Raw genomic sequence first — 22,421 nt, forward strand, 5'->3', positions numbered from 1 at the left:
ACTGATTCCCTCATCACCGATTACTGATAATGCCTTTATCTATGATGATCTGCCATTTTAGTGAGAGATTTTATTTTCGCTTATGTTTCATCTTTTTTGAGACATTTTCAAAAACGGTTGACAGATACTGCGTTTTGGCTCAGTAACAAAAATAATGGATATGTACATATGATTGACTTTCTTAAAATCAAATTAAAAGGTTTAAATGATATAGAAAAAAGCCGTTTATCTTAAATAGATAAACGACTTTTGTAATTTCATGGTGGGGACGGTGGGACTTGAACCCACACGGGATTGCTCCCAACGGATTTTAAGTCCGTTGCGTCTGCCGATTTCGCCACGACCCCAAAAATGGAGGTTCCGATCGGATTTGAACCGATGATCACAGAGTTGCAGTCTATTGCCTTACCACTTGGCTACGGAACCATGATCGCTGCATGTTTTTCAGAAAGATAAAATGGTGGGGACGGTGGGACTTGAACCCACACGGGATTGCTCCCAACGGATTTTAAGTCCGTTGCGTCTGCCGATTTCGCCACGACCCCGCAATTTCGCTACTGAAAACATGTTGCTATAATATTATATAATAATTAAATGAAAATGCAAGTAAAAAATGAACTTTTTACCAAGCTCTTTCAATCCTATGGAAATCATTGATTTGAACTACTTTAGCTTATGAAACTTGTTGTCTAATGGAAGGGCAAAAGAACCTACATATACTTGATTTGTGAAAGTATAGGAGATCTCTACTTTTTTTCCTTTGAACATATCATAGTAATCATAATAATCAGTAAGCCCTAAATCACTTTCGATATAGTCTCCATACTTAAGAATTGTGGAAAGTTTTAAATGCTTCACAACATTTTCAAAATAGTTCGTTATATTATTAAGCTTTTTAAAATCAATACCTTTATAAGGGAGGTTCAAATCTTCTGCGATGCGATTTAAGTGTACATAGACATAACGATTGGCATGTAGGTTATAAAAAGATTCAACACTTTGTTGGACACAAGCAAAATCTGTTTTTAAATCGATTTTCTTTAAGGGAATTGCTTCTTGTAGTTTGCATGTAGTTGGGATTGCCACATCTCGTGAAATAAATTGGACCTTCATATGTTTTTCATCACTTACTTCAACGTACATAATATATGGAAGTTGTTTGCTCGCAATAATTAATGTATTGTTTACTTTTGCTTTTATAGGTAACATTGTATTAACTAGTAGTGCGATACAAATGCCAAGTTTTTTAAGTTTCATAATCTTTCCTACTTTCTATAAGAGCACTCTAGGCGCTCGTTCGTACTTTTAGTATAGCGTCCTAAGGCTACATCTATGCGTATGTATTCTTTTATATAAGGAAGATTCATATATAGTAAGGAAGCTTCTTGTGTGATATGATAACTACATCGAATAAGAACATACTATACATAGAGGTGAATATCATGCAAAACAAGGTATATGAATTTGATGCACAGATTTTAAAGGTAGATGGAATTGATGGAGCTTATATTGAATTTCCTTACGATGTGAAAGAAGAGTTCGGCAAGGGAAGAGTAAAGGTACACGCAACCTTTGATAACGAGCCTTATGATGGAAGTTTGGTGCGTATGAAAACAGAATGTCATATTATAGGAATACGTAAGGATATTCGTGCGAAGATTAACAAACAACCAGGTGATCAAGTACATGTGTGTATTCAAGAACGTGAATGAGCACCATGTCACTTATAATAATCCCAAAAAATAAATCATGTGTCTTTAAAAGACAATAGAGAATATGATATGATAACCCTATAAAGGAGAACATTGCCTATGGAAAAAATAATTAAAGTAGATGGAATGATGTGTGAAGGTTGTGAAAGAAGAGTCAATAATGCCTTATCTTCTTTGGAAGGCGTATCATCTTGTAAGGCAAATGCCAAAGAGAATCAAGTGGCAATCGAATTTGATGAAAGCCTTGTGACAATTGAGGATATCAAGGAATCCATTGAAGAAATTGGATACGATGTCGTAGCGTAAGAGTTCTAATGTGAACTCTTTTTCTTTGCTACGTAGGAATTCTAGTGAAAATATGGTAAAATCTAGCTGTTATATAAGGAGTACGAAAATGAAACTAGCCCATGTATTTGTGGAACACCCAATCATGCATTTAGATCACACGTTTACCTATCGTTGTGATGGTTTTGATGTGCAACGTGGGGTGCGTGTGATGGTACCTTTTAAAACCACCTTCATCATGGGATTTGTGAGTGATGTAAAAGAGGTAGATGAAAAAGAATTGGACTCCTATCCTTATGAATTAAAATATATAGAAAGTGTAGTTGATCAAGAACCATTGATCAATGAAGAACTTTTTCAATTGGGAGATTGGATGGCGAAACAATATGTTGCTCCTCGTATCAGTTGTTTCCAATGTATGTTACCAGCAAAACTAAAACCACGCTCTACTTCTGGCTCTATTAAAATGGAGGCATGGGTACGTTATATAAAAGATTGTGATAAGCTTACAAAGAAACAAGCAGATGTATTGACGCATATTCGAGAAGATAAAGAAATGTTACGTTCTACCTATTATCAAATGTATAAGACACCAGGTAAGAAACTAATTGAGCTGGGTTGTGTGGAAGTATTTGAAAAAGAAGCGCAAGCTAGTTTAGGCTCTGTAGAAATAAACACAGAACGTGTTTGTTTAAGTGAAGAGCAGCGTATTTGTATAGAAGCGATTGAACAAGAAAAACATCATCAAGTATTTTTGTTACATGGGACTACGGGGAGTGGAAAAACAGAAGTTTTCTTGCGCCTAGCACAACATGTAATGGAACAAGGAAAACAGGTATTAATTTTAGTTCCTGAAATATCGTTAACACCTCAAATGGTAGGCCGTGTAAAAAGTCGTTTTGGTGGAGATGTTGCGATTTATCACTCTGGTTTAAATGCACAAGAGAAATATGAACAATATCAATTGGTGAAACAACATCGTGTGCGTATTGTAGTAGGTACCCGTAGTGCTATCTTTATGCCATTTGATCAGCTAGGTCTTATTATTATGGATGAAGAACATGATACAAGTTATAAACAAGATTCTACCCCACGTTATCATTGTCGAGACATTGTTCTTCATCGTGGTGTTGATCATGATGCACTTGTTGTACTTGCTAGTGCCACTCCATCTTTAGAATCGTTCGCAAGAGCACATAAAAATATTTATCGTTTGTTGTCAATGCCTTCTCGCATCAATGGTAGTTTTCCTAAAGTAAAGATTGTGGAAATGCGTAAAGCCGTTGGAAATGGGGAAGATTATCTATTGTCCAATGCGCTTTTGGATGCGATTTATGAACGTTTACAAAAGAGGGAACAAATCATACTATTACTTAATAGAAGAGGGTATACACCCATTTTACGTTGTATAAGCTGTGGGTATGTACAAATGTGTCCACACTGTGATACTGCAATGTCTTATCATAAGGATGAGGGTGTTTTAAAATGCCATATTTGTGCCCATACGATGAAACTGCCAAATCAGTGTCCTACTTGTGGGGCTTCTTCTTGGAGATATTTAGGAAGTGGAACACAGAAGTTAGAAGAACTAGTACAAATTAAATTTCCACAAGCGAAAATTATTCGTATGGATACAGACACAACAGGGAAAAAGAACGCACATGAAAATTATCTTCGAGATTTTGGAGAGAAAAAAGCAGACATTTTATTAGGAACACAAATGATTGCCAAGGGTTTAGACTTTGAAAATGTGACCTTGGTTGGTATTTTGAATGGTGATGCGATGTTGAATCGTAGTGATTATCGCAGTGCGGAATTAACGTATGATTTATTGGAACAAGCGAGTGGAAGAAGTGGGCGTGGAGATAAAGATGGTGAAGTTATTATCCAAGCATACGATGGTTCTCACTATGCTATTCAATGCGCTGCACAACATGACTATCTTCGTTTCTTTCAAAATGAAATGAACTATCGACATCTTGCCAATTATCCACCCTATACCTATTTAACTTCCTTTATGTTCTCTCATAAAGAGGAAGAATTGGCTAGAAAAGCAAGTCAAAAAGCACTAGAACTCTTGCAGAAGAAACAAGATATAAAAGTTCTAGGACCATCCATCTTGCATAAGATGCGCGATGAAACAAGAATCCGTATCCTCATAAAAGGTAAGAGCGAAACCCTTCTAGCGATATACGCAAAAGATGTGTACGATGGACACCTTTCAAGTAAACAAAAAGCAAGACTAGATATTGATTTAGCACCACTGATGTTAGAATAAAAGGAGATTTCCATGAAAATAAAAGAATGTATACCTTACTTAATCGCGTTTATCGCTTTGTTTGTAGGTGTATTTTATGATTATCAAATTACAGATGCATTGCATGAAAGTGTTCCTTTTGTAGGTCTTGTGTTTGAACGTATCGTTTTAATTCCAATTGAAGGAGTAGTCATGTTTACCATGTGTTTACTCTATCGAAAATATCATAAGCTTTGGATATTGATCTTGGCTTATGCAGGGGCATGGTATGTGATACAAGATAGCTTGCATTATTGGATGAATGTAAAAACTCCTTTGATGGTGGGTATTATTTTAGTTGCTTCACTTCTCTTAGTTGTACTATGTGTTTATATATTACGTAAGGTAAGTGATGATTGGGTAAATCGACATATCAACTTTTTTGTCTTTTATACAGCGGTATTGTTGAGTGCGGTGATTCTTACTTCCTGTATCAAACATTTTTGGGGAAGAATTCGTTATCGAGATATCGAAGAGCTCTCACAGTTTTGTGTATGGTATAAGCCTTGTGGACTCATTGGTAATCGATCTTTTCCAAGTGGACATATCACCGCAATGACCACAATCCTATGTGTACTACAGTGGAAACAACATCATTTTGAAAAAGTATCCATTCTACGCTATGTGTTTGTGGGCGCTATGATTCTTATTATGGGAGTGTCACGCATGATTATGGGAGCTCATTTCTTAAGTGATTTAGCTGCAGGTTTCCTAATTACATATACGTGTTATTTGGTGATACGTAACCTATTTATAAGGAGGGGAAAACTATGAATGCAAGATTACTCGCTTTTCGTATGTTAAAGGAAATATGTTTAGAAAAGAAATATAGCAATCTTTTATTACGTAAAGAACTTGGACAAGTGGATGTAAAAGATAGAGGGTTTGTTACACAAATTGTCTATGGAACATTACAAAATTATCGTTTATGTCGTTATCAATGGACACCTTTTGTGAAGAAGATGCCAACAGAAGAGACAGCCGTTTTATTGGATATGAGTGTGTACCAATTGTTTTATATGGATAAGGTGCCTGCCTATGCCATTATCAATGAAGCTGTGAATATTACAAAGAAAGATTTGCGTGAAGGGTATGCAAACTTAGTAAATGCAATCTTACATAATGTAGAGCGTGCGAAAGAAAGAGAAGTAAGTGGAAGTAAAGAAGAAGTATTGGCAATTAAAACGTCCCATCCGGATTGGATTGTAAAGATGTGGATTGCACAATATGGCTATGATGTAGCAGAAGCTATTTGTTATGCGAATCTAGAAACAAAACCAAATGCAGTACGTGTGAATACCTATAAGACAGTGAAAGCAGATATCTTAAAGGAGAGCGATGAATTTGTAGAAGGGAAATTGAGTGAGGATGCTTTGTGGTACACAGGGAATCAATTGATTCATTCTTCCTATTATGAACAAGGACTTCTTTCGATTCAAGATGAAGCAAGTCAAATGGTCGCAAGAATTCTAGATCCTCAACCCAAAGAGAGTATTTTAGATGTTTGTAGTGCACCTGGTACAAAGTCTTGTCATATAGCAGAACTTATGAAAAATGAAGGGCGAATTGTATGCGGAGATATTCATCCACATCGTGTGGAATTGATTGGGCAAGGAGCATCTCGTTTGGGGTTGACGATCATAGAGCCAAGGACGATGGATGCTTGTACACTAAGTGAACTAGAAGGAGAGAAGTTTGATCGTGTTCTATGCGATGTTCCTTGTAGTGGGTATGGTGTTTTAGCAAGAAAAAGCGATATCAAATATCATATGGTAAGCGAAGATATGGATACTCTTATTCCGCTTCAAAAACAAATTTTGGAAACGAGTAGTTTTCATGTGAAGGATGGTGGAATTTTAGTATACTCAACGTGTACCTTAAATAAGAAAGAAAATGAAAAACAAATAGAAAACTTTTTAAAGAATCATGGGGAATTTGAATTGTTAGAACAAAAGACCATTTATCCTTTTGAATATGAAAGTGATGGGTTCTTTATCGCAAAGATGAAAAAAGTATAAGGTAGTAATGCTGGGAGGCAGTATATGATTCATGATGGATTGAAAGAAAAATATAATGTTTTGATTGCTTATGAACGGAAGTTTCGTTTGAAACATTATAATGACGGGAACTATCAACAACAATATTTTTATTTAAACGAACAAGGTGCTAGTATTTGTTCGTCTAGTACCTTTTGTCGTATGGAAAAAATGAACTTCTCGTAGAAGAAAACCTCTACGCATTTGCGGCAACAAAATTTGGGAAGAAAGTTGCATATTTACCAAGAATAGATCAATTGTTACAGGATACCATACAACGTATATATACATGTATGGAACGTTTGGAAGAAACAACTGCAGCCAATGTGATTCAAAGTGTATTGCCAAAATTAGAATCATGTAAAGATGTGTTATATTACGAAGAATATGTATGGCAATTTGAAATGATGAGAGATTATTTTTCTTCTTCAAAAACGATGGACGAATTGCAGTTTCAACGGATTTGTCATACCTTCCAGATATATCCATCAAACTATCAAGATATTTTAATGCGCTTTGCGTATCTTTATAGTAATATTCAAGAGATGAGTAAGAAGGAAATGATCTTACAATTATATGACTTTAAAAAGTCAAAGTTCCTTTGTAATCAAATTTGTTGTGTACAAATCGAATGTTTGCAAAAGGACCACTATCAAGCCTTATTACGGTGTCAATCATTAGAGGAACCTTTGTTAAAGACTAAGAATTATGGACAATTATTGACGCTTTATATTCATATGTTTTATTTGTTGGCATATATGGATAAGAAGGCTTCTATTCATTATATAGAAACTGCTTTAGGACTTGCGGTGGAACATGATTATTATAAGAATCGTTTATTTATGTTGTATATCAATGTAGGTTCTACCTATCTGTTGTTGAAGGAATATGAGAAAAGTATTGAGAATTTAAAGAAGTGTTGTGAACTTACGGATAATATGAAGATGAGAAACTATTTGTGCATATGTCATTGTTATCGTATGTTACATATGGAAATACCACAAGAATATAAAACTTGTCCGGCAGAGTTTGGGGATGCTATAGACCAAAGTGTATATGCATACTTTCAATCTGTAGATGATCGTAAAGGGGAACAAAACAAACGATTCATTCTTCACAAGGTAGTGAAGAAACTACAAAAGAGCGATGATTTATATTTTCGTATATTAAAAGATGAACTTCATTTATTGGCAATTAAAACCAATCGTTTTAAGGACTATGTAAACTTTGTAGATGAGTATGGTTTATAAAAGGGTTTAAATTGTAAAAAAAATTAGAAAAACGTCGTTTAAGTTTATGTTTTTTTAAGATTTTTTCCGAACATTAAGTTATGATTGCGTAATTGAATTGATTATGGTAATTTTATACTGTTGGAGGAAGATATGATGAAAAACCTGTTATTCTTACCTATTTTATGTTTGGCATTCACACTAGCTACAGCTACTGTGACTCCTAATGGGCCAATCGTAACACCTTATGGTGGTGGAGGACTTGTAGATTTCTAATTTAGAAACTGCCAGTTGATAGAAAAATCAAAAAAACATACAGAGGGAAGTCTTTCAGGGACTTCTTTTTGTTATATATCTGAATCTTTTCTTAATTTGTGTATAACTGTTTGTTTGGGTGGGGGTTCTGTGATAAAATAATGTACGGTGATACAATGAAAAGTTTATATGATTTTAATTACGATGAAATGGGCGAGATGGCTCTAGAACATGGTTGGAAAAAGTTTCGCGGACATCAAATATTTCAATGGCTTTACCGTAAAAGAGTAAGTGCGATTGACGATATGAGTGATTTGTCTTTAGAGACTAGAAATGTTTTAAAAGAAAACTACGAGTTAACTTCTCTAGAACTGCGAGATAAGCAAGTTTCCAGTGATGGGACAACAAAGTATTTGTTTGCCTTATCCGATGGATCTTTGATTGAGAGTGTTTTGATGCAGTTTGATTATGGGAAGAGTATATGTGTAACATCACAGGTTGGATGTAATATGGCTTGTGCTTTTTGTGCAAGTGGTTTAACAAAGAAAAAACGAGATTTAACAAGTGGAGAAATGGTCTCACAAGTTTTGTATGTGCAACGTGATTTAGATGCGCAACAAGAACGTTTAAGTCACATCGTTGTGATGGGGACAGGAGAGCCATTTGATAACTATGAACATTTGATGAATTTCTTAAGTACTGTAAATCATGATCGTGGGCTTGGTATTGGAGCGCGTCATATTACCATTTCTACTTGTGGAGTAGTACCTAAGATATATGATTTTGCGAAAGAACATACACAGTATAATTTGGCAATTTCACTTCATGCCCCAAATGATAAATTAAGAGATTCTTTAATGCCAGTGAATAAGGCATATCCTTTAGAAGAACTCATGCAGGCAATACGCTTTTATGCAAGTGAGAATAATCGAAGATTAACGTTTGAATATATTTTATTAAGAGGCGTAAATGATCATAAAGAGCACGTGAATCAGTTGGCGAAACTTTTACACGGATTAAATGCGTATGTAAATTTGATACCATATAATGCAGTGGATGAAAATGGATTCCAGGGTGTTTGTTATGAGGATGCGATGGTGTTCTATGACGCACTTATGAAACGTGGTATTCGTTGTACAATACGTAAGGAACATGGTGCAGATATTGATGCGGCATGTGGTCAGCTTAGAGTAAAACATATTAGAAAAGAAAATGTGTGAGGTGATGAACTTGAATTGTTATGGAAAAAGCCATGTAGGGCTTAAAAGAAGCGAAAATCAGGATAGCTTTTTATTGATCGAGAAAGAACATCAAACTCTAGCGATTGTTTGTGATGGAATTGGTGGAGGAAATGCTGGAGATGTTGCAAGTCGTATGGCAACCGCGCATTTGAAAGATCGATTTGAAAAAACAGAAGTCGTAGAAAGTGATATCGAAGTAAAACATTGGCTAGAAAAAGTGATACAAGAAGCGAATGATTTGATTTTCACGCAGTCTACAAAAAAAATTGAACAAAAAGGAATGGGAACGACCCTTGTAGGTGTTTTAGTATGCGAACAAGCGACCTATATCTTTAATGTTGGAGATTCTCGTACGTATGGATTATATGAAGATGATTTCCTTTGTTTAACAGAAGATCATACATATGTTGCGGGATTGTTAAAACGTGGAGAAGTGAGTGAAGAGGAAGCCATGAAGCATCCAAATCGTAACGTCTTGACCAATGCTTTGGGTATTTGGGACAATGTGCAAATTGATATCAATAAGATTCAAAACGATTACCAATCATTGTTGGTATGTAGTGATGGATTGCATGGATATGTAAGTGAAGATACGATACGTTTTATTTTGGATTCAAAAAATCATAGTACACAAGAAAAAGTAGAAGTATTGGTGCAAGATGCACTAGATGCAGGAGGCTATGATAATATTACGGTTATCATTTTAGAAAAGGATGGGGTACAGCATGGATAAAATGATTGCGGAACGCTATATGCTGGTATCTTCTCTTGGTGAGGGAGGAATGGCAGATGTATATTTAGCGATCGATACCATACTAAATAGAGAAGTGGCTGTAAAGATATTACGTGGTGAATTAAGTAAGGATCCAGTGACTCTTTTACGCTTTCAAAGAGAAGCAAATGCAGTTAGTAAGTTGAATCATCCCAATGTTGTAGATGTATATGATGTTGGAGAATATGAAGGACGTCACTATATCATTATGGAATATATACGTGGGCGTACATTGAAACAATTAATTTCTCAGCGTGGGGCATTGCATAAAGAGGAAGCTATCAACATTATGATGCAACTGACGAGTGCAGTAGAACATGCGCATGAAAATAATATTATTCATCGTGATATCAAACCACAAAACGTGTTGGTAAAAGATGATGGAACAGTTAAGATAACAGATTTTGGAATTGCGTTAGCGCATGATACAGTACAATTGACACAAAGTGATGCAGTTTTAGGAAGTGCTCATTATTTGGCACCAGAGACTACACGTGGTGAAGTACCAACCAATCAAGTAGATATTTATGCGTTAGGTGTAGTTTTGTATGAGTTGTTGACGGGTAATGTACCATTTCATGGAGAAAACCCTGTACAAATTGCGATGAAACATTTACGCGAGGAAATTCCAAGTGTAAAAGAGTTTAATCCAACACTTCCTCAATCAGTAGAAAATATTATTATTAAGGCAACTGTGAAAAACCGTAAACTACGTTATCATAGTGCACTTGATATGTTGCATGATTTACAAAATTGTTTAAAACCAGAATATGCAAATATTGAACGTTTGAAATTTCCAAAAGAGGAAGACCCAACGGTTGTGATGAATCAATCCAAAGATATACCACAGACAAAAGCACGAAAAGAAAAAGTGATCCCAATCAAGGAACAACAATTAGATGAGAAAAAGAATAAGAAACTTAATAAACTGTTAGTAGGGGGAATTGTTGCGATTTGTGCGATTGTAGTGGGAGCGTTTATATTTTTATCGATGAACCATGAAAAGAAAATAACAATGCCAACGATATCCTCTTCACAAACCCAAGAGGAAGCTCAGCAAACTCTAATCAATGCAGGGTTTAAAAAAGAAAACATAAAAATAGAAAAGAAGTTATCGGATAATATTCAAGAGGGTCATGCAATATCTGTATCTCCAGCGATTGGAGAAAAAACAGGAGAATCTTCAGAAATAACATTGACGATTTCAAGAGGTACCTATTTTGTGTTGGAAGATTATAAAAATCAAGCACTTAGTGATATACAAAGTAAACTAGAAGAAGAAATGCCAAAGCTAAAATTAGAAATCACAAAGAAACAAATGGCAGGTGTTCTATCAGGTAGAATATTATCACAGAGTGGAATCGATGTTGGAGAAAAACTAGATCCAGAAAAATCTTACACTTTAAAAGTTACCGTATCCGATTATATGCAATTTAAAATTGAAAATATCATTGGACAAAGTGTAGAGAAAGCAACAAGCTTGATCAAAGAAAAAACCGGAGTAGAGCCAGTGTTAATACAATTGGACATCCACGATTTACCAGAAGAAGAACAAGGTACGACAAAGACAGGAGTTGTTGTGGAAGTGAATCCAGCCGAAGGTACATGGTACACACAGGATGGAGAAAGCACAATCACAATCAAGTACTACTAATATGGAGAAAGCAAGAATCATTAAGATAGTATCCAATCGTTATGAAGTTTTAAATGAAAGAAAAGAGCGTATTCTATGTGTCGCTATGGGAAAGCTACGCCAAAAGAAGTCTCCTGTTGTTGGTGATTTTGTTGAGATTGAACAATTTGATGATCAGTGTGGAATTCAAAAGATTCTTCCACGTAAAAATGAATTGATTCGTCCTAGTATTGCGAATGTAGACCAAGCTATTATTGTAATGTCTGCGAAAGATCCAGATTTTTCTACGACCTTAATTGATCGTCTTATCTTCTTGATTACATATGCGGATATCAAACCCGTATTGTGTATTACAAAGTTGGACTTAATTGAACAAGATGATCCTATTTATGAAGAAATCGCTGAGTATAAACGTAGTGGATATGAAGTTTACTTAAGTGGCAAAGGGTATGCAAGCGATGCATTAGTAAATGCTTTAAAAGATAAAATAAGTGTATTAACTGGACAGAGTGGAGCAGGGAAAAGTTCCTTATTAAATCGCATTGATCCTAACTTTCATCTTCGTACGCAAGAAATCAGCAAGGCACTTGGTCGAGGAAAACATACGACAAGACATTGTGAGTTGCATGCGATTGCCGGAGGATGGGTAGGTGATACTCCAGGATTTTCATCCATGGATTTTGAACATATGGAAATCGAAGCACTTGCACAAAGCATTCCAGACTTTAGGGAATATCAAGGACAATGTCGCTTCAATAACTGTATCCATGAATCAGAACCAAATTGTAAAATACGCGAGAAAGTGGATGAGGGATCCATATCAAAAACGCGCTATGAACATTATTTAGAAATTGTTACCATGATTAAACAACGTAAAATAAAATATTAAGGAGGAAAACAGAATGAAAGAAGTAGTAATTGCGCCATCGATCCTTTCTTTAGATTATGCTAGAGTGAGTGAACAATTAAAGGAATTAAATGAAAGTAATGCAAAGTGGATGCACTTTGATGTCATGGATGGACATTTCGTGCCAAATCTAACGTTTGGACCTGATTTATTAAAAGGGTTCAAGAAGGCAGTGGATATGGTCATGGATGTACATATTATGGTAAGCGATCCTAAATTCTTTGCGGATGTATTCGCAAAGGCTGGAGCGGATATCATTACCTTTCACGTAGAGGCACTTAATGATATAGATGAATGTATTGCCTTATGTCGTCATATTCGTTCAATGGGTGTAAAAGCAGGGGTATCTGTAAAACCAAAGACAGGGGTAGAAGCGTTACTTCCTCACTTACATGAAATGGATTTGGTTTTGATTATGTCTGTAGAACCAGGGTTTGGTGGACAATCCTTTATGGAAGATACACTTGATAAAGTACGTGTATTACGTGAACACATAGAAGCTCAACATTTGGATACACGAATTGAAATCGATGGTGGAATCAACGAAGAAACTGGACGCAAAGCTATTCTAGCGGGTTGTGATGCATTGGTTGCGGGAAGCTATGTCTTCAAACAAAACATTGCGCAAGCAGTAGACTCCTTGTTATGCGTAAAATAATATTAGTTGCGGGCATGAGTGATACACTTATCTATGATGAAACTTACGATTATATCGGTGTAGATCATGGTGCCTTTGTATGCATGGAATTAGGGATTCCATTAGTGGCAGCTATCGGAGATTTTGATAGTATCAGTGAAGAAGTATACCAACAATTAGTAATGTATACAAACGTTGAAAAACTACCTGCACAAAAAAATGAAACCGATAGTGAAGAAGCGATTCATTACGCAATGAACCTCGGATATGAAGAAATTATCTTATATGGTGGATTGGGTGGTCGTATGGATCATGAACTTGCGAACTTGCATTTGATGATACATCGACGTTTACCAATCACTCTTATGGATAGAAACAACATTCTAAAAGTATTGTTGCCTGGTGAATATACAATACAAAAGGAACATAAGTATTTATCCTTTTTAGCACTAGAGGAAAGCTGTATAAGCGAAACAGGGGTAGCGTATCCTCTTTATGAGCAGAAGTTAGTACCTTCTGATATCTACTCTATTTCCAATGAGTTTGAAGGACAAGAAGCCCATATCATTTTACATTATGGACGTATGTTGATGATGCAAAGTGATGATAATACATGCACAGGATGTTAAGTTCTGTGTATTTTTTTGCGAATTTATGAAAATAATTTCGTCTTTCTTATATAGAAATCGTTAAACAGTATGAAGGGAGGAACTTGTGTGAAAAAAACAGCAACACTTGCTGAAGATGAAATAGAGCAGATGATTCAAGAGAATTATCCAAAGATATATGCATATGTCTACCGTAGAATCTTACACACTTCTTTGGCAAAAGATATTACACAGGAGACTTTCTATCATTTTTTCGCAAATGTAGAAAAATATGAAGAACGAGGAAAACTACTACCTTATTTATATCGTATTGCGGCACATCTAATCTTTGATTATACAAAATCAAGAAAGATTACAGAAGAACTGAAAGAAGAACTCCTAGTGGATCATCAAAATGATGTAAAATATGTAATTCAAAGCAATGAAGAAAAGCATATCTTACGCAAATGGATGAAAGAACTTCCCCAGCACTTACAAGAGGTGATTGTATTACGTTTTGATGAAGATTTAAAATTTAAAGACATTTCTTTGATTACAAACGTAAATGTATCAACAGTTAAATCAAGGGTGAAATTGGCCATCCACTTATTACAAGAAAAAGCTCGAAAGGAGGGCTGGAAATGAATGAAGAATGGATAACATTAGAAAACATTGAAATTCCAGAAATATCAACGCAGGACATTTTGGAAACGATACAATATTCTCAAAAAATCATAAAGCGAAATCGGTTCAAAAAAGAAACAAAATTCTATAAAACGTTCCTAGATGTATTTCGACTACAAGTTTGGAAATCCTTTGTAATAGAAAGCGTGCTAGTTGTTTGCATTTTGATAGTTGCTTGGATGCACATAAAATTTTCACTACAAAGTAATACACTCGCCTTATTGATGCTCTTTGCGACGATGCTTTCAAGTGTGATCGCTGTTGAGTTTCTTTCAAGTGATTTCTTCGGTATGCAAGAAGTAGAGCGTGCATGTGGAATAGCATTTGAACGTTTACTACTTTGGAAGATGCTATTATTAACGTTGATTTCGATTGCAGGAATACTTGTTGTTTCACTATACTTATCTTTCTATAGTGAGTATAATTTTTGGGTATTATTAAGCGGTGGTTGTGTTCCTTTCTTTTTTATCAATGCCCTTATTCTGCACTTTTTTAAACATCATCATGTGATAAATATTTTTGTTGTTTTATATGCATTTTTGCTTTCCCTTTCATTTCTTATGGAAAGCACAAATATCGCTGAATATATTGCTAGTTTTTTAGAGCGCTGGGGAGTATTTACGTTAACACTTATCATTCTCTACTGGGTTATCACTATATTTCACAAACGATATCGAAGGGATGAACTATGAAACTCGTATTATATTATGAAATAAAAAAGCTTTTGTATTCTTGGAAACGTTGTGCTTTACTAGGCATTGTTATCTTGAGTCCATTTGTTCAAGTTCTTGTTGTTGAGTGGATGGATCAAAGAAATGTAATATACAACGAAAATTCATCAATAAGCGTTCAACAACAAAAAGAGGAGATGGACACTTTACGCAAAGATATTGCTGGAAGTGTAACTCCCTCCTATATAGAAAAAAGAAAACAAGAATTGAATGCCTTACAAGAAGAAAGTGTAGATGTCAATGATATTCACTATCAAACAATTCACCATGCGTACTATGATACCTTTAATTACTACAATTTTAGGCAAGGTATTTTATATTCTAAGGATGCTCCCGATGTAGTGAAACAAGACATTCTTAATCATACACCCAAATATGGACCATATGAGGGATGGCTTGATCGAATGGAAATCTATAAAAACAGTGCTTTATGTTACTTGGTGGTTTGTGTGTTGTTGTTTGGGAATTTGTTTAATCAAGAACATGCGGTAGGTATCATGGATTTGTTGAAAAGTTCAAAGCTAGGCAAACGACAACTTGCGTGGGCGAAAATACTTTCCACATGGATCATTACGATTATCATGGGACTATTGATGTATGGAGTGCTACAGATTTCCTCACGTATCTTTTTAGATCTTTCTGGAAGTGATACAACCATTTTGATGTTTGAAAATGCTTTCCAAATCTATAATTTTTCGCAAATCAATATGCAAGCTTTTTTATTGACAATAATTGCGGGATTAGGGTGTTCTTCACTTTCTCTTTTCACCTCCACATTGTTTCATAAGCCACTACATTCCCTGATGATTGCTGGTTGTATCTTTATCATTCCACAGTATTATTCGATGGAAATACAAGGGTTCTCACTTACACAATTGTTTCCTTCTGTGTTTGTACAGTTTCAAGGACGTATACAAATCATGAGAAGCCCATGGCTTGTATTTCCAAATAACTATGCTGTTTCTAGGGCGGTAGGTCTTACTTGTGTTTGGGGTGTTCTATGCGTTATCTTGACTCTATTAACGTGGTATTTACATTGTAGGAAAAAACAGAATTTCATAAGAAAGAAGGGTATATCATGAACTTATCTATACGTGATCTTACAAAACGATATGGCTCCCTAACGGCAGTCAATCATATGAATGTGGAATTACATCCTGGCATCATTGGTCTTTTAGGGGCAAATGGTAGTGGGAAAACGACCTTATTAAGAATGTTGGTAGATGTACTACCAGCAGATGAAGGGACGATTTTATACGATGATTTAGAAATTAGCAAACATCGTGAAAAGTATCTATCTGAAGTTGGCTATTTACCTCAGGAAATAGGAATGTATCCTAGATTTAAAGTGGAAGAATTTCTACAATATATGGGGGCCATAAAAGGGTTGTCCAAAGACTATACAAAGCAAAGAATCAATGAACTATTACCTCTTGTACATTTAGACAAGGTACGTAAGAAAAGAATAAAAACATTATCGGGTGGAATGAAACAACGTCTTGGCATTGCCCAAGCTCTATTGAACGATCCTAACATACTCATACTAGATGAACCAACAGCAGGCTTAGATCCCAAAGAGCGTAATCAATTTTCTAGAATGTTATCTCAAATTGCTGTAGATAAAATCATTTTGTTATCAACACATATTGTATCCGATGTAGAAAGTATCGCACATCAAATCATGATTATGAAACAAGGAAATTTGATTGCTTATGATACTAGTGAACATCTTTTAGAAGCGATTCGTGGAAAAGTAAAAGAAATCACATTGCCGCGTAGTGAGGCAAACAAACTTTCAAATTACTGTCTTATTTGTAGTCAAAAGGAAAGCGCTGATGAAATTTGTTTGCGCCTTATTGATGAACATAATAAAGTAGAGGCAAACGTTGTGGAAGAGACACTAAATGATCTTTATTTATACTACTTTGAGGAGGAGGCAGAATGAAACTCTTTCAATTAGAGTGTAAAAAAATATTATCTTCCAGATTAAATCTAATACTATTAGTCTTATTTACAGTTCTATCTATTTTCTTTTTTCAAAGCAATTTAGAAACAAATACTTCTTATACACATGCGGATGGATCGCTAATGAGTGAAAAAGAAGTTGCACAATACATGGATGAAGAAAAACAAAAGTGGACAGGCGTTATGGATGAGGAGTGGTACAAAAAATTAGAAAAAGAGTATTTCATAGCTGATCGCCATATGGATGAACAAATCTATGATTTTAAGAAAATGGAAGAGATTTATGGAAGTGATTGGTACGAGGATTTCAAATCTAATGGAAACAACTATGTAGTGGAGGATGCATCAAAAGCTGAAAAAGAAGGAAAGAGGGTTTTATTCCATAATGATAATATCACACATACAAAAGTAGATATTAAACATGAAGTAATCTGGAGCATTTATGTGAATTATGCGAATACAATGGTGGTAAAGAAGCCTTGGAACTATAAAGATGGTATAGATGGTGTGCAGTATTCTGTTTATGATAATTCAGAAGTTCCTTCTTTTACTTATCCAATAATGGTATATTCCAAGAGTGAGCTTTTGTTTATGAAAGAGGTGATGAATAATAAAGGGACTTTTCATTATGGAAATAGTAAAGAGTGGCTGAATATCATTGAAACTATCGCAATGACTGGTTTGTTATTGTTGATTTGGATGGTTTTTATCGCAAGTGATATACTCAATAAAGAACGTAAAAAAAATATGTTGGAAGTATTATCTAGTTGTCCAAAAGGAAAAACAAACTTGTTTTTCTCAAAGGTTGCGGCAGTTATCGCATGTGGAATGATTGGAACTGTAGTTATGGTGGGAGCATTTATGGTATACGCAGGACTAGGTGGCTATATAGGGGACGCTATGGTAAATATGACGGAAGGAAAATATGCAATTTGTCTATTTACATATGGAGAGGCGTTTTGTTTATCTATACTTTATCTTATGATAGGTGTCATCATCATTGGGACAATAGGAGTTGTAGTATCTACTTATATAAAATCTAGTTATCGCAGTTTAGCAGTTCTATTCCTACTAATATTTGTGCCTAGTTTTATAAGCTCGTATCTTTTCCCTTTTGATATCTATCTTCCAATAGAGCTTATGAGGGCAGGAGATATGACAATATATAATCCAATAACAACTTTGTTTTCAACGGTTGCATATACATGGATTGTATTACCAATGGTATGGTTTCCAATATGTGGAGTGTTGCTTTATATTACATGGAAAACATATAAGAACAGAAAATATAGATGCATATCATAATCGCAAAGCGTACATGAAAGTGTACGTTTTTTTAATGAGTATCAAAAAGAATGTAGTATAATAAAAATATGATAGAGCTACTATAATTATAATAGAAAGGAAGGATACACATGTTAACGTTGGCAATACATGAACACTGCGTTGAAATTAAATCTGGAACAAAGATTATGGATATCATAAAAGATAGAGAAGATAGAGAACATATTTATGCGGGTGTATTAAATGGAAAACTGCACGATCTTAACTATCAAATAAAACAAAGTGGAACACTACGGTTTGTATATGATACTAGTGAAACAGGGCGTCTTATTTATGAAAGGACACTGAGTTTTCTATTGATTGCGGCTGTTTGTGAACTCGATAAAGATGCAATTGTACATGTAGAACATTCCTTATCTGATGGACAATATTGTGAAATTGAAAAGGATGGTTTTTTATCGCCGAAAGATGTTCGTAATATAGAACAAAAGATGAAAGAAATCATCAAACGAAAAGAAGTGATCTTTAGAAATGTTGTATCTACTCAAGATGCGGTCACATTGTTTTGTGCAAAGGGTATGAAGGATAAAGCACAGTTATTAAAAAATCGAAAAAGTAAATCTAGCAGTATTTATACGTTATGTGGATATGAAGATTATTTTTATGGAATCATGTTACCAGATACTTCTTATATACAGCATTTTTCAATTCGTTATTATGCTCCAGGACTATGGCTTTCTCCAAGTGATACATTTAAAAATCAAACGAAATTATTCCAAGTATTTCAAGAATATGAAGAATGGGGAAAACTCATTGGTGTATCCAATGTATCTTCGTTAAATCAAAATATCATAGATGGAAAAATGGATGATATGGTACTCATGAGTGAAACCATGGTGGAAAAGAAGCTAAGTGAGTTGGCAAGTAACATCGTTACCCAACACGCTCATACCAAATTTATTTTAATCGCAGGACCTAGTTCGGCAGGGAAAACATCCTTTGCGAATCGATTATCGATTCATTTAAAAATATTAGGAAAGAATCCAGTTGCCATTTCTATGGATAACTATTATCGAAATCGTGAAGATTGTCCAAAACTTGCGGATGGAAGCTATGATTTTGAAAGTTTAGAAGCTTTGGATTTAACCTTGTTCAATGAAACGATGTTAAAGTTGCTTCATAAACAACCTGTGAAATTACCAGTATTCAATTTTATGACTGGTATGAGGGAATGGCAATCTCATGAAATTGTACTTCAAGAAGAGGATATCCTCATAATAGAAGGAATCCATGGTTTAAATCCACAAACATCTGCGTATCTACCAGAAGATGCGAAATTTAAAATTTATATCAATGCACTTACGCACCTAAACTTAGATGAACATAATCGTATACCTACGAGTGATTATCGATTGATTCGAAGAATCGCAAGAGATTATCGAACACGTACTTGGAGTGCACAATCTACGATTCATTTTTGGAAAAATGTGAAACATGGAGAAGATACGTATATTTATCCATATCAAGAGGAAGCGGATGTCATCTTCAATACATCTATGATTTATGAGTTATCTATTCTAAAGAAGACAGTTGTGCCTTTACTAGCGCAGGTAAAACCAGAAGAAGTTGAATATCTAGAAGCGAATCGACTAAATAAATTCTTGGAATATTTTGTGGAAGGGGAAGAAGGTGCGATTCCACGTCATTCCATCCTTGCGGAATTTATTGGTAATAGCATTTTTGATGTTTCATAAATGAAAAGAACTACCATCTACACATTTGTGTACATCGTAGTTCTTTTGTTTAATCTTCTAATATGGGTTCTATAAAATCCTTAATCAATGTGATGCGATCTTTGGCATCTTTTACGAATAGAGAGGAACTACATACAATTAAATTCTTCTTTGTATTATAGTAAATAATATTTCCTCCATCTCCCATTGCCGCATAAGATTGATCTTCTAGGATCCACCATAAATACCCATAGGCAAGATTCATTTCTTGGTAACGGTTGTGTTCTTTTGTGCATTCCTTTATCCATGAAGAGGATACCAGCTGTTGTTGGTTCCATACACCGCCTTGTAAGAAGAGTTGGGCTATCTTTGCCATATCCTTTAGGCGAAGTGTTAACCCCCAACCACCGCTCTGTAAACCACAAGAGTCCTCAACCCATCCACTGATATTGGTAGCTTTATTAAATTCCATCTGTCCTTTCGCATTTTTTAAGATAATGCTTTTCTCAACGATGATTCCCAAAGGATCAAACAAATATTGCTTCGCAAACGCAAGAACACTTTGACCAGTTGCTTGTACAAGAATTGCACTTAGAATATCTGGACCAATCAAAGGCGTATAACGAAACTCTCCAATAGTACCATTTCCTCCCAATCTATCCAGTGCAAACTTTGCCCAATCCTTACTCATAAAGTAACGTATGTACGTAAGAGGATTGTCTTTATATGAATAAGGGGCAGACATCGATAATACATCTTTTATAGTGATGTTTTGTAAGGTGTGCTCGTGTTTCTTTACCTTATAATTAGGAAAGAACTCCAACACCAATTGATCGACACTTCGAATAAGTTGTAAATCGATCGCAATCCCAAACAAAATAGATAAAACACTTTTTGATACAGAGTACACATGAATGAAACTATTCTCATCACATCCATTAAAATACTTCTCGTACACCACGTTGTTATCTTTCATAAGGACAATACCAGCCATATTGTCATACTCCTGAGCAATTCTTTGTTCTAATTCTAGTTGTTTTTCTTTTTCCATGTTGTATACTCCTTCATCCTTTGGATAGCTTTTTTACAGGATAATAAACTTCCGTGATAAGTTCATGTTCATCATGGATAGAGGAAGGATCATTTACATAGATTTCAAACAAAGGACCGTTGTTTATGTATCCTTCTTTTTCTGCCCATTCTTGATGCTTTGCGTAAATAGAAGGAAGCTGTGTATAAGAACCATGTAGTTTTGTATAAAGACACAATCCAGGTTTAAAATCCCTTGTCCCAGTAACACATTCTCTAATAGGAACAGCGAATTCAATATCCAATCCATGTACATCAAATTCAGCACTATGAAAAAGAACCATCGGTGGAGCTATTATTGTTAGCAACTCATCGCTAATCTTTTGAAAGAGCCTATAGAAACATGTTTTATATTCATCTTCAAAGTCACTTTGATGAACACACTTTCGAATATATAATATATTCATCATAGGTACATCTAGAAGTTTAACATCAATGTCTTCATAATAAGACATCATGTTTTTTCCTTCCTTCAAGTTCGTGATATCTTGATTTAACTGTGCTAGCGATTCCGTACATGCTAACAAATGCTTTTCCATTTCCTTTTTCTTTCGCATGAGTTCTATTTGTAAATAATCATCATAAGCTTCCTCTGTCTTTAAAATATTCTTAATTTCATCAAGCGAGAAACTATACGACTTTAAACGATTGATAAATAACATGGTCTGTAATTGGTCAATGGTATAGTAACGATACCCATTATTAGGGTCAATAACTCCTGGTAATATCAAACCTATTTCTGCATAATAACGAAGCGTCTTAGTAGATACTTTACATATATTTGAAAATTCTCCTATAGATAACATGGTTTCCTCCTGTTTATTTATCCTGTGTCTTTATGTTACACCTTGCCGTAAGGGAAAAGTCAAGGTACAACAAGAAAGGAACAGTGTACTCTTATAGAGAATAACATGATTAAAAATAGAATACAAAAAAACCTATGACATAGGGCACAGGTATAAAAAAAACAGGTTTCCCTGTTCATTCACTCATTAGATAGCGTTTTTGTTTTTTAATGTTTTTAACGCGCGAGCACTGATACGGATCGTTTGAGGTTTTCCATCAACGATAACTTTAACTTTTTGCAAGTTTACATTCCAGTTACGACGAGTAGCACGCATAGAGTGAGAGCGTTTGTTACCAGATAAAGGACCTTTACCTGTAATTGCACAGACTTTTGACATACCGTTACCTCCTTCCGTACAATACACATTTATTAAAACACGATTTGCTAGATTAGTATACCATTTTGTATATAAAAAAGCAAGGCTATTTTTTATTTTTATATTTGCAAATTTTCTTTGATGAAAATGTATGAAAATCTTAAGATTTGAAAGCCCCTTAA

Annotated in this window: 24 protein-coding genes and 3 tRNA genes; 20 read left to right on the top strand and 7 right to left on the bottom strand. The window is 34.9% G+C overall.

Going from position 1 to position 22,421, the window contains the following annotated elements:
• Positions 1-260 precede the first annotated feature (260 nt).
• The 4 genes from ACWG0P_RS11485 to ACWG0P_RS11500 all read right to left on the bottom strand — a co-directional run bounded on the left by ACWG0P_RS11485 (position 261) and on the right by ACWG0P_RS11500 (position 1,257).
• Positions 261-347, bottom strand: a tRNA-Leu gene (locus tag ACWG0P_RS11485).
• 5 nt (positions 348-352) lie between these two features.
• Positions 353-426: transfer RNA gene (locus tag ACWG0P_RS11490), tRNA-Cys, on the bottom strand.
• 32 nt (positions 427-458) lie between these two features.
• Positions 459-545 (bottom strand) — tRNA-Leu (locus ACWG0P_RS11495).
• A 118-nt stretch (positions 546-663) separates the two neighbouring features.
• Positions 664-1,257: a hypothetical protein gene (locus ACWG0P_RS11500; RefSeq protein WP_455801835.1), complete on the bottom strand. Its 594-nt coding sequence runs from the start codon at positions 1,255-1,257 to the stop codon at positions 664-666.
• A gap of 185 nt (positions 1,258-1,442) precedes the next feature.
• Between ACWG0P_RS11500 and ACWG0P_RS11505 the strand changes: the two genes are divergently transcribed.
• The 20 genes from ACWG0P_RS11505 (at position 1,443) to ACWG0P_RS11600 (ending at position 20,008) form a co-directional block, all read left to right on the top strand.
• Positions 1,443-1,712: a DUF1905 domain-containing protein gene (locus tag ACWG0P_RS11505; protein ID WP_455791982.1), complete on the top strand. Its 270-nt coding sequence runs from the start codon at positions 1,443-1,445 to the stop codon at positions 1,710-1,712.
• A gap of 99 nt (positions 1,713-1,811) precedes the next feature.
• On the top strand, positions 1,812-2,018 hold the full coding sequence (locus tag ACWG0P_RS11510) for a cation transporter (protein WP_455801836.1): 207 nt from the start codon (positions 1,812-1,814) through the stop codon (positions 2,016-2,018).
• 88 nt (positions 2,019-2,106) lie between these two features.
• A complete protein-coding gene (gene priA / locus ACWG0P_RS11515; RefSeq protein WP_455801837.1) occupies positions 2,107-4,275 on the top strand; it encodes a replication restart helicase PriA in 2,169 nt (722 codons plus the stop codon).
• A gap of 12 nt (positions 4,276-4,287) precedes the next feature.
• A complete protein-coding gene (locus ACWG0P_RS11520; RefSeq protein ID WP_455801838.1) occupies positions 4,288-5,067 on the top strand; it encodes a phosphatase PAP2 family protein in 780 nt (259 codons plus the stop codon).
• Entirely contained in the window at positions 5,064-6,311 is a 1,248-nt protein-coding gene (rsmB, locus tag ACWG0P_RS11525; RefSeq protein ID WP_455801839.1) for a 16S rRNA (cytosine(967)-C(5))-methyltransferase RsmB, read from the top strand. Before ACWG0P_RS11520 ends, rsmB begins: the two co-directional genes overlap by 4 nt.
• 24 nt (positions 6,312-6,335) lie before the next feature.
• Positions 6,336-6,515 (top strand): hypothetical protein, encoded by a 180-nt coding sequence (locus ACWG0P_RS11530; RefSeq protein WP_455801840.1) that lies wholly within the window; start codon positions 6,336-6,338, stop codon positions 6,513-6,515.
• The gene (locus tag ACWG0P_RS11535; RefSeq protein WP_455801841.1) at positions 6,485-7,579 is read left to right on the top strand and encodes a hypothetical protein; all 1,095 of its coding nucleotides are present in this window, start codon (positions 6,485-6,487) and stop codon (positions 7,577-7,579) included. The genes ACWG0P_RS11530 and ACWG0P_RS11535 overlap by 31 nt, the downstream gene beginning before the upstream one ends.
• A 132-nt stretch (positions 7,580-7,711) precedes the next feature.
• Positions 7,712-7,834, top strand: coding sequence for a hypothetical protein (locus tag ACWG0P_RS11540; protein ID WP_455791972.1), 123 nt, complete (start codon positions 7,712-7,714; stop codon positions 7,832-7,834).
• Positions 7,835-7,989: 155 nt separating this feature from the next.
• Positions 7,990-9,033, top strand: coding sequence for a 23S rRNA (adenine(2503)-C(2))-methyltransferase RlmN (rlmN, locus tag ACWG0P_RS11545; protein WP_455791971.1), 1,044 nt, complete (start codon positions 7,990-7,992; stop codon positions 9,031-9,033).
• A gap of 4 nt (positions 9,034-9,037) precedes the next feature.
• A complete protein-coding gene (locus ACWG0P_RS11550) occupies positions 9,038-9,787 on the top strand; it encodes a Stp1/IreP family PP2C-type Ser/Thr phosphatase (RefSeq protein ID WP_455791985.1) in 750 nt (249 codons plus the stop codon).
• Positions 9,780-11,480 (top strand): Stk1 family PASTA domain-containing Ser/Thr kinase, encoded by a 1,701-nt coding sequence (gene pknB / locus ACWG0P_RS11555; protein WP_455801842.1) that lies wholly within the window; start codon positions 9,780-9,782, stop codon positions 11,478-11,480. Before ACWG0P_RS11550 ends, pknB begins: the two co-directional genes overlap by 8 nt.
• A gap of 1 nt (position 11,481) precedes the next feature.
• Positions 11,482-12,348 (top strand): ribosome small subunit-dependent GTPase A, encoded by an 867-nt coding sequence (gene rsgA, locus ACWG0P_RS11560; protein ID WP_455791969.1) that lies wholly within the window; start codon positions 11,482-11,484, stop codon positions 12,346-12,348.
• A 13-nt stretch (positions 12,349-12,361) separates the two neighbouring features.
• Positions 12,362-13,024, top strand: coding sequence for a ribulose-phosphate 3-epimerase (rpe, locus tag ACWG0P_RS11565; protein WP_455801843.1), 663 nt, complete (start codon positions 12,362-12,364; stop codon positions 13,022-13,024).
• Entirely contained in the window at positions 13,012-13,632 is a 621-nt protein-coding gene (locus tag ACWG0P_RS11570) for a thiamine diphosphokinase (RefSeq protein WP_455801844.1), read from the top strand. The genes rpe and ACWG0P_RS11570 overlap by 13 nt, the downstream gene beginning before the upstream one ends.
• A gap of 87 nt (positions 13,633-13,719) precedes the next feature.
• Positions 13,720-14,235, top strand: coding sequence for an RNA polymerase sigma factor (locus tag ACWG0P_RS11575; protein ID WP_455801845.1), 516 nt, complete (start codon positions 13,720-13,722; stop codon positions 14,233-14,235).
• Positions 14,232-14,966 (top strand): hypothetical protein, encoded by a 735-nt coding sequence (locus ACWG0P_RS11580; RefSeq protein ID WP_455801846.1) that lies wholly within the window; start codon positions 14,232-14,234, stop codon positions 14,964-14,966. The genes ACWG0P_RS11575 and ACWG0P_RS11580 overlap by 4 nt, the downstream gene beginning before the upstream one ends.
• On the top strand, positions 14,963-16,087 hold the full coding sequence (locus ACWG0P_RS11585) for a hypothetical protein (RefSeq protein ID WP_455801847.1): 1,125 nt from the start codon (positions 14,963-14,965) through the stop codon (positions 16,085-16,087). The genes ACWG0P_RS11580 and ACWG0P_RS11585 overlap by 4 nt, the downstream gene beginning before the upstream one ends.
• Positions 16,084-16,950 carry an ABC transporter ATP-binding protein gene (locus ACWG0P_RS11590; protein ID WP_455801848.1) on the top strand — a complete coding sequence of 289 codons (867 nt, stop codon included), beginning with the start codon at positions 16,084-16,086 and terminating at the stop codon, positions 16,948-16,950. The genes ACWG0P_RS11585 and ACWG0P_RS11590 overlap by 4 nt, the downstream gene beginning before the upstream one ends.
• Positions 16,947-18,275, top strand: coding sequence for an ABC transporter permease subunit (locus ACWG0P_RS11595; RefSeq protein ID WP_455801849.1), 1,329 nt, complete (start codon positions 16,947-16,949; stop codon positions 18,273-18,275). The genes ACWG0P_RS11590 and ACWG0P_RS11595 overlap by 4 nt, the downstream gene beginning before the upstream one ends.
• 110 nt (positions 18,276-18,385) lie before the next feature.
• Complete coding sequence (locus tag ACWG0P_RS11600) at positions 18,386-20,008, top strand: nucleoside kinase (RefSeq protein WP_455801850.1); 1,623 nt, start codon at positions 18,386-18,388, stop codon at positions 20,006-20,008.
• Positions 20,009-20,057: 49 nt separating this feature from the next.
• On the opposite strand, the gene ACWG0P_RS11605 is transcribed toward ACWG0P_RS11600, so the two are convergent.
• The 3 genes from ACWG0P_RS11605 to rpmB form a co-directional block, all read right to left on the bottom strand.
• Entirely contained in the window at positions 20,058-21,038 is a 981-nt protein-coding gene (locus ACWG0P_RS11605; protein ID WP_455801851.1) for a serine hydrolase domain-containing protein, read from the bottom strand.
• A gap of 13 nt (positions 21,039-21,051) precedes the next feature.
• Positions 21,052-21,882 carry a MerR family transcriptional regulator gene (locus ACWG0P_RS11610; RefSeq protein ID WP_455801852.1) on the bottom strand — a complete coding sequence of 277 codons (831 nt, stop codon included), beginning with the start codon at positions 21,880-21,882 and terminating at the stop codon, positions 21,052-21,054.
• Between the two features lie 186 nt (positions 21,883-22,068).
• A complete protein-coding gene (rpmB, locus tag ACWG0P_RS11615) occupies positions 22,069-22,260 on the bottom strand; it encodes a 50S ribosomal protein L28 (protein ID WP_004799868.1) in 192 nt (63 codons plus the stop codon).
• Positions 22,261-22,421 lie beyond the last annotated feature (161 nt).

It is taken from the genome of Amedibacillus sp. YH-ame6 (genome assembly GCF_053848845.1).

What these genes read in the sequence shown, in the direction of transcription:
- ACWG0P_RS11595 (WP_455801849.1), top strand. Translation starts at nt 16,947, where the DNA reads ATGAAACTCTTTCAATTAGAGTGTAAAAAAATATTATCTTCCAGATTA.
- ACWG0P_RS11505 (WP_455791982.1), top strand. Translation starts at nt 1,443, where the DNA reads ATGCAAAACAAGGTATATGAATTTGATGCACAGATTTTAAAGGTAGAT.
- priA (WP_455801837.1), top strand. Translation starts at nt 2,107, where the DNA reads ATGAAACTAGCCCATGTATTTGTGGAACACCCAATCATGCATTTAGAT.
- ACWG0P_RS11500 (WP_455801835.1), bottom strand. Translation starts at nt 1,257, where the DNA reads ATGAAACTTAAAAAACTTGGCATTTGTATCGCACTACTAGTTAATACA.
- ACWG0P_RS11520 (WP_455801838.1), top strand. Translation starts at nt 4,288, where the DNA reads ATGAAAATAAAAGAATGTATACCTTACTTAATCGCGTTTATCGCTTTG.
- ACWG0P_RS11530 (WP_455801840.1), top strand. Translation starts at nt 6,336, where the DNA reads ATGATTCATGATGGATTGAAAGAAAAATATAATGTTTTGATTGCTTAT.
- ACWG0P_RS11590 (WP_455801848.1), top strand. Translation starts at nt 16,084, where the DNA reads ATGAACTTATCTATACGTGATCTTACAAAACGATATGGCTCCCTAACG.
- rsmB (WP_455801839.1), top strand. Translation starts at nt 5,064, where the DNA reads ATGAATGCAAGATTACTCGCTTTTCGTATGTTAAAGGAAATATGTTTA.
- ACWG0P_RS11540 (WP_455791972.1), top strand. Translation starts at nt 7,712, where the DNA reads ATGATGAAAAACCTGTTATTCTTACCTATTTTATGTTTGGCATTCACA.
- ACWG0P_RS11585 (WP_455801847.1), top strand. Translation starts at nt 14,963, where the DNA reads ATGAAACTCGTATTATATTATGAAATAAAAAAGCTTTTGTATTCTTGG.
- rpe (WP_455801843.1), top strand. Translation starts at nt 12,362, where the DNA reads ATGAAAGAAGTAGTAATTGCGCCATCGATCCTTTCTTTAGATTATGCT.
- rpmB (WP_004799868.1), bottom strand. Translation starts at nt 22,260, where the DNA reads ATGTCAAAAGTCTGTGCAATTACAGGTAAAGGTCCTTTATCTGGTAAC.
- ACWG0P_RS11610 (WP_455801852.1), bottom strand. Translation starts at nt 21,882, where the DNA reads ATGTTATCTATAGGAGAATTTTCAAATATATGTAAAGTATCTACTAAG.
- ACWG0P_RS11550 (WP_455791985.1), top strand. Translation starts at nt 9,038, where the DNA reads ATGAACTTGAATTGTTATGGAAAAAGCCATGTAGGGCTTAAAAGAAGC.
- ACWG0P_RS11605 (WP_455801851.1), bottom strand. Translation starts at nt 21,038, where the DNA reads ATGGAAAAAGAAAAACAACTAGAATTAGAACAAAGAATTGCTCAGGAG.
- rsgA (WP_455791969.1), top strand. Translation starts at nt 11,482, where the DNA reads ATGGAGAAAGCAAGAATCATTAAGATAGTATCCAATCGTTATGAAGTT.
- ACWG0P_RS11600 (WP_455801850.1), top strand. Translation starts at nt 18,386, where the DNA reads ATGTTAACGTTGGCAATACATGAACACTGCGTTGAAATTAAATCTGGA.
- pknB (WP_455801842.1), top strand. Translation starts at nt 9,780, where the DNA reads ATGGATAAAATGATTGCGGAACGCTATATGCTGGTATCTTCTCTTGGT.
- rlmN (WP_455791971.1), top strand. Translation starts at nt 7,990, where the DNA reads ATGAAAAGTTTATATGATTTTAATTACGATGAAATGGGCGAGATGGCT.
- ACWG0P_RS11580 (WP_455801846.1), top strand. Translation starts at nt 14,232, where the DNA reads ATGAATGAAGAATGGATAACATTAGAAAACATTGAAATTCCAGAAATA.
- ACWG0P_RS11510 (WP_455801836.1), top strand. Translation starts at nt 1,812, where the DNA reads ATGGAAAAAATAATTAAAGTAGATGGAATGATGTGTGAAGGTTGTGAA.
- ACWG0P_RS11570 (WP_455801844.1), top strand. Translation starts at nt 13,012, where the DNA reads ATGCGTAAAATAATATTAGTTGCGGGCATGAGTGATACACTTATCTAT.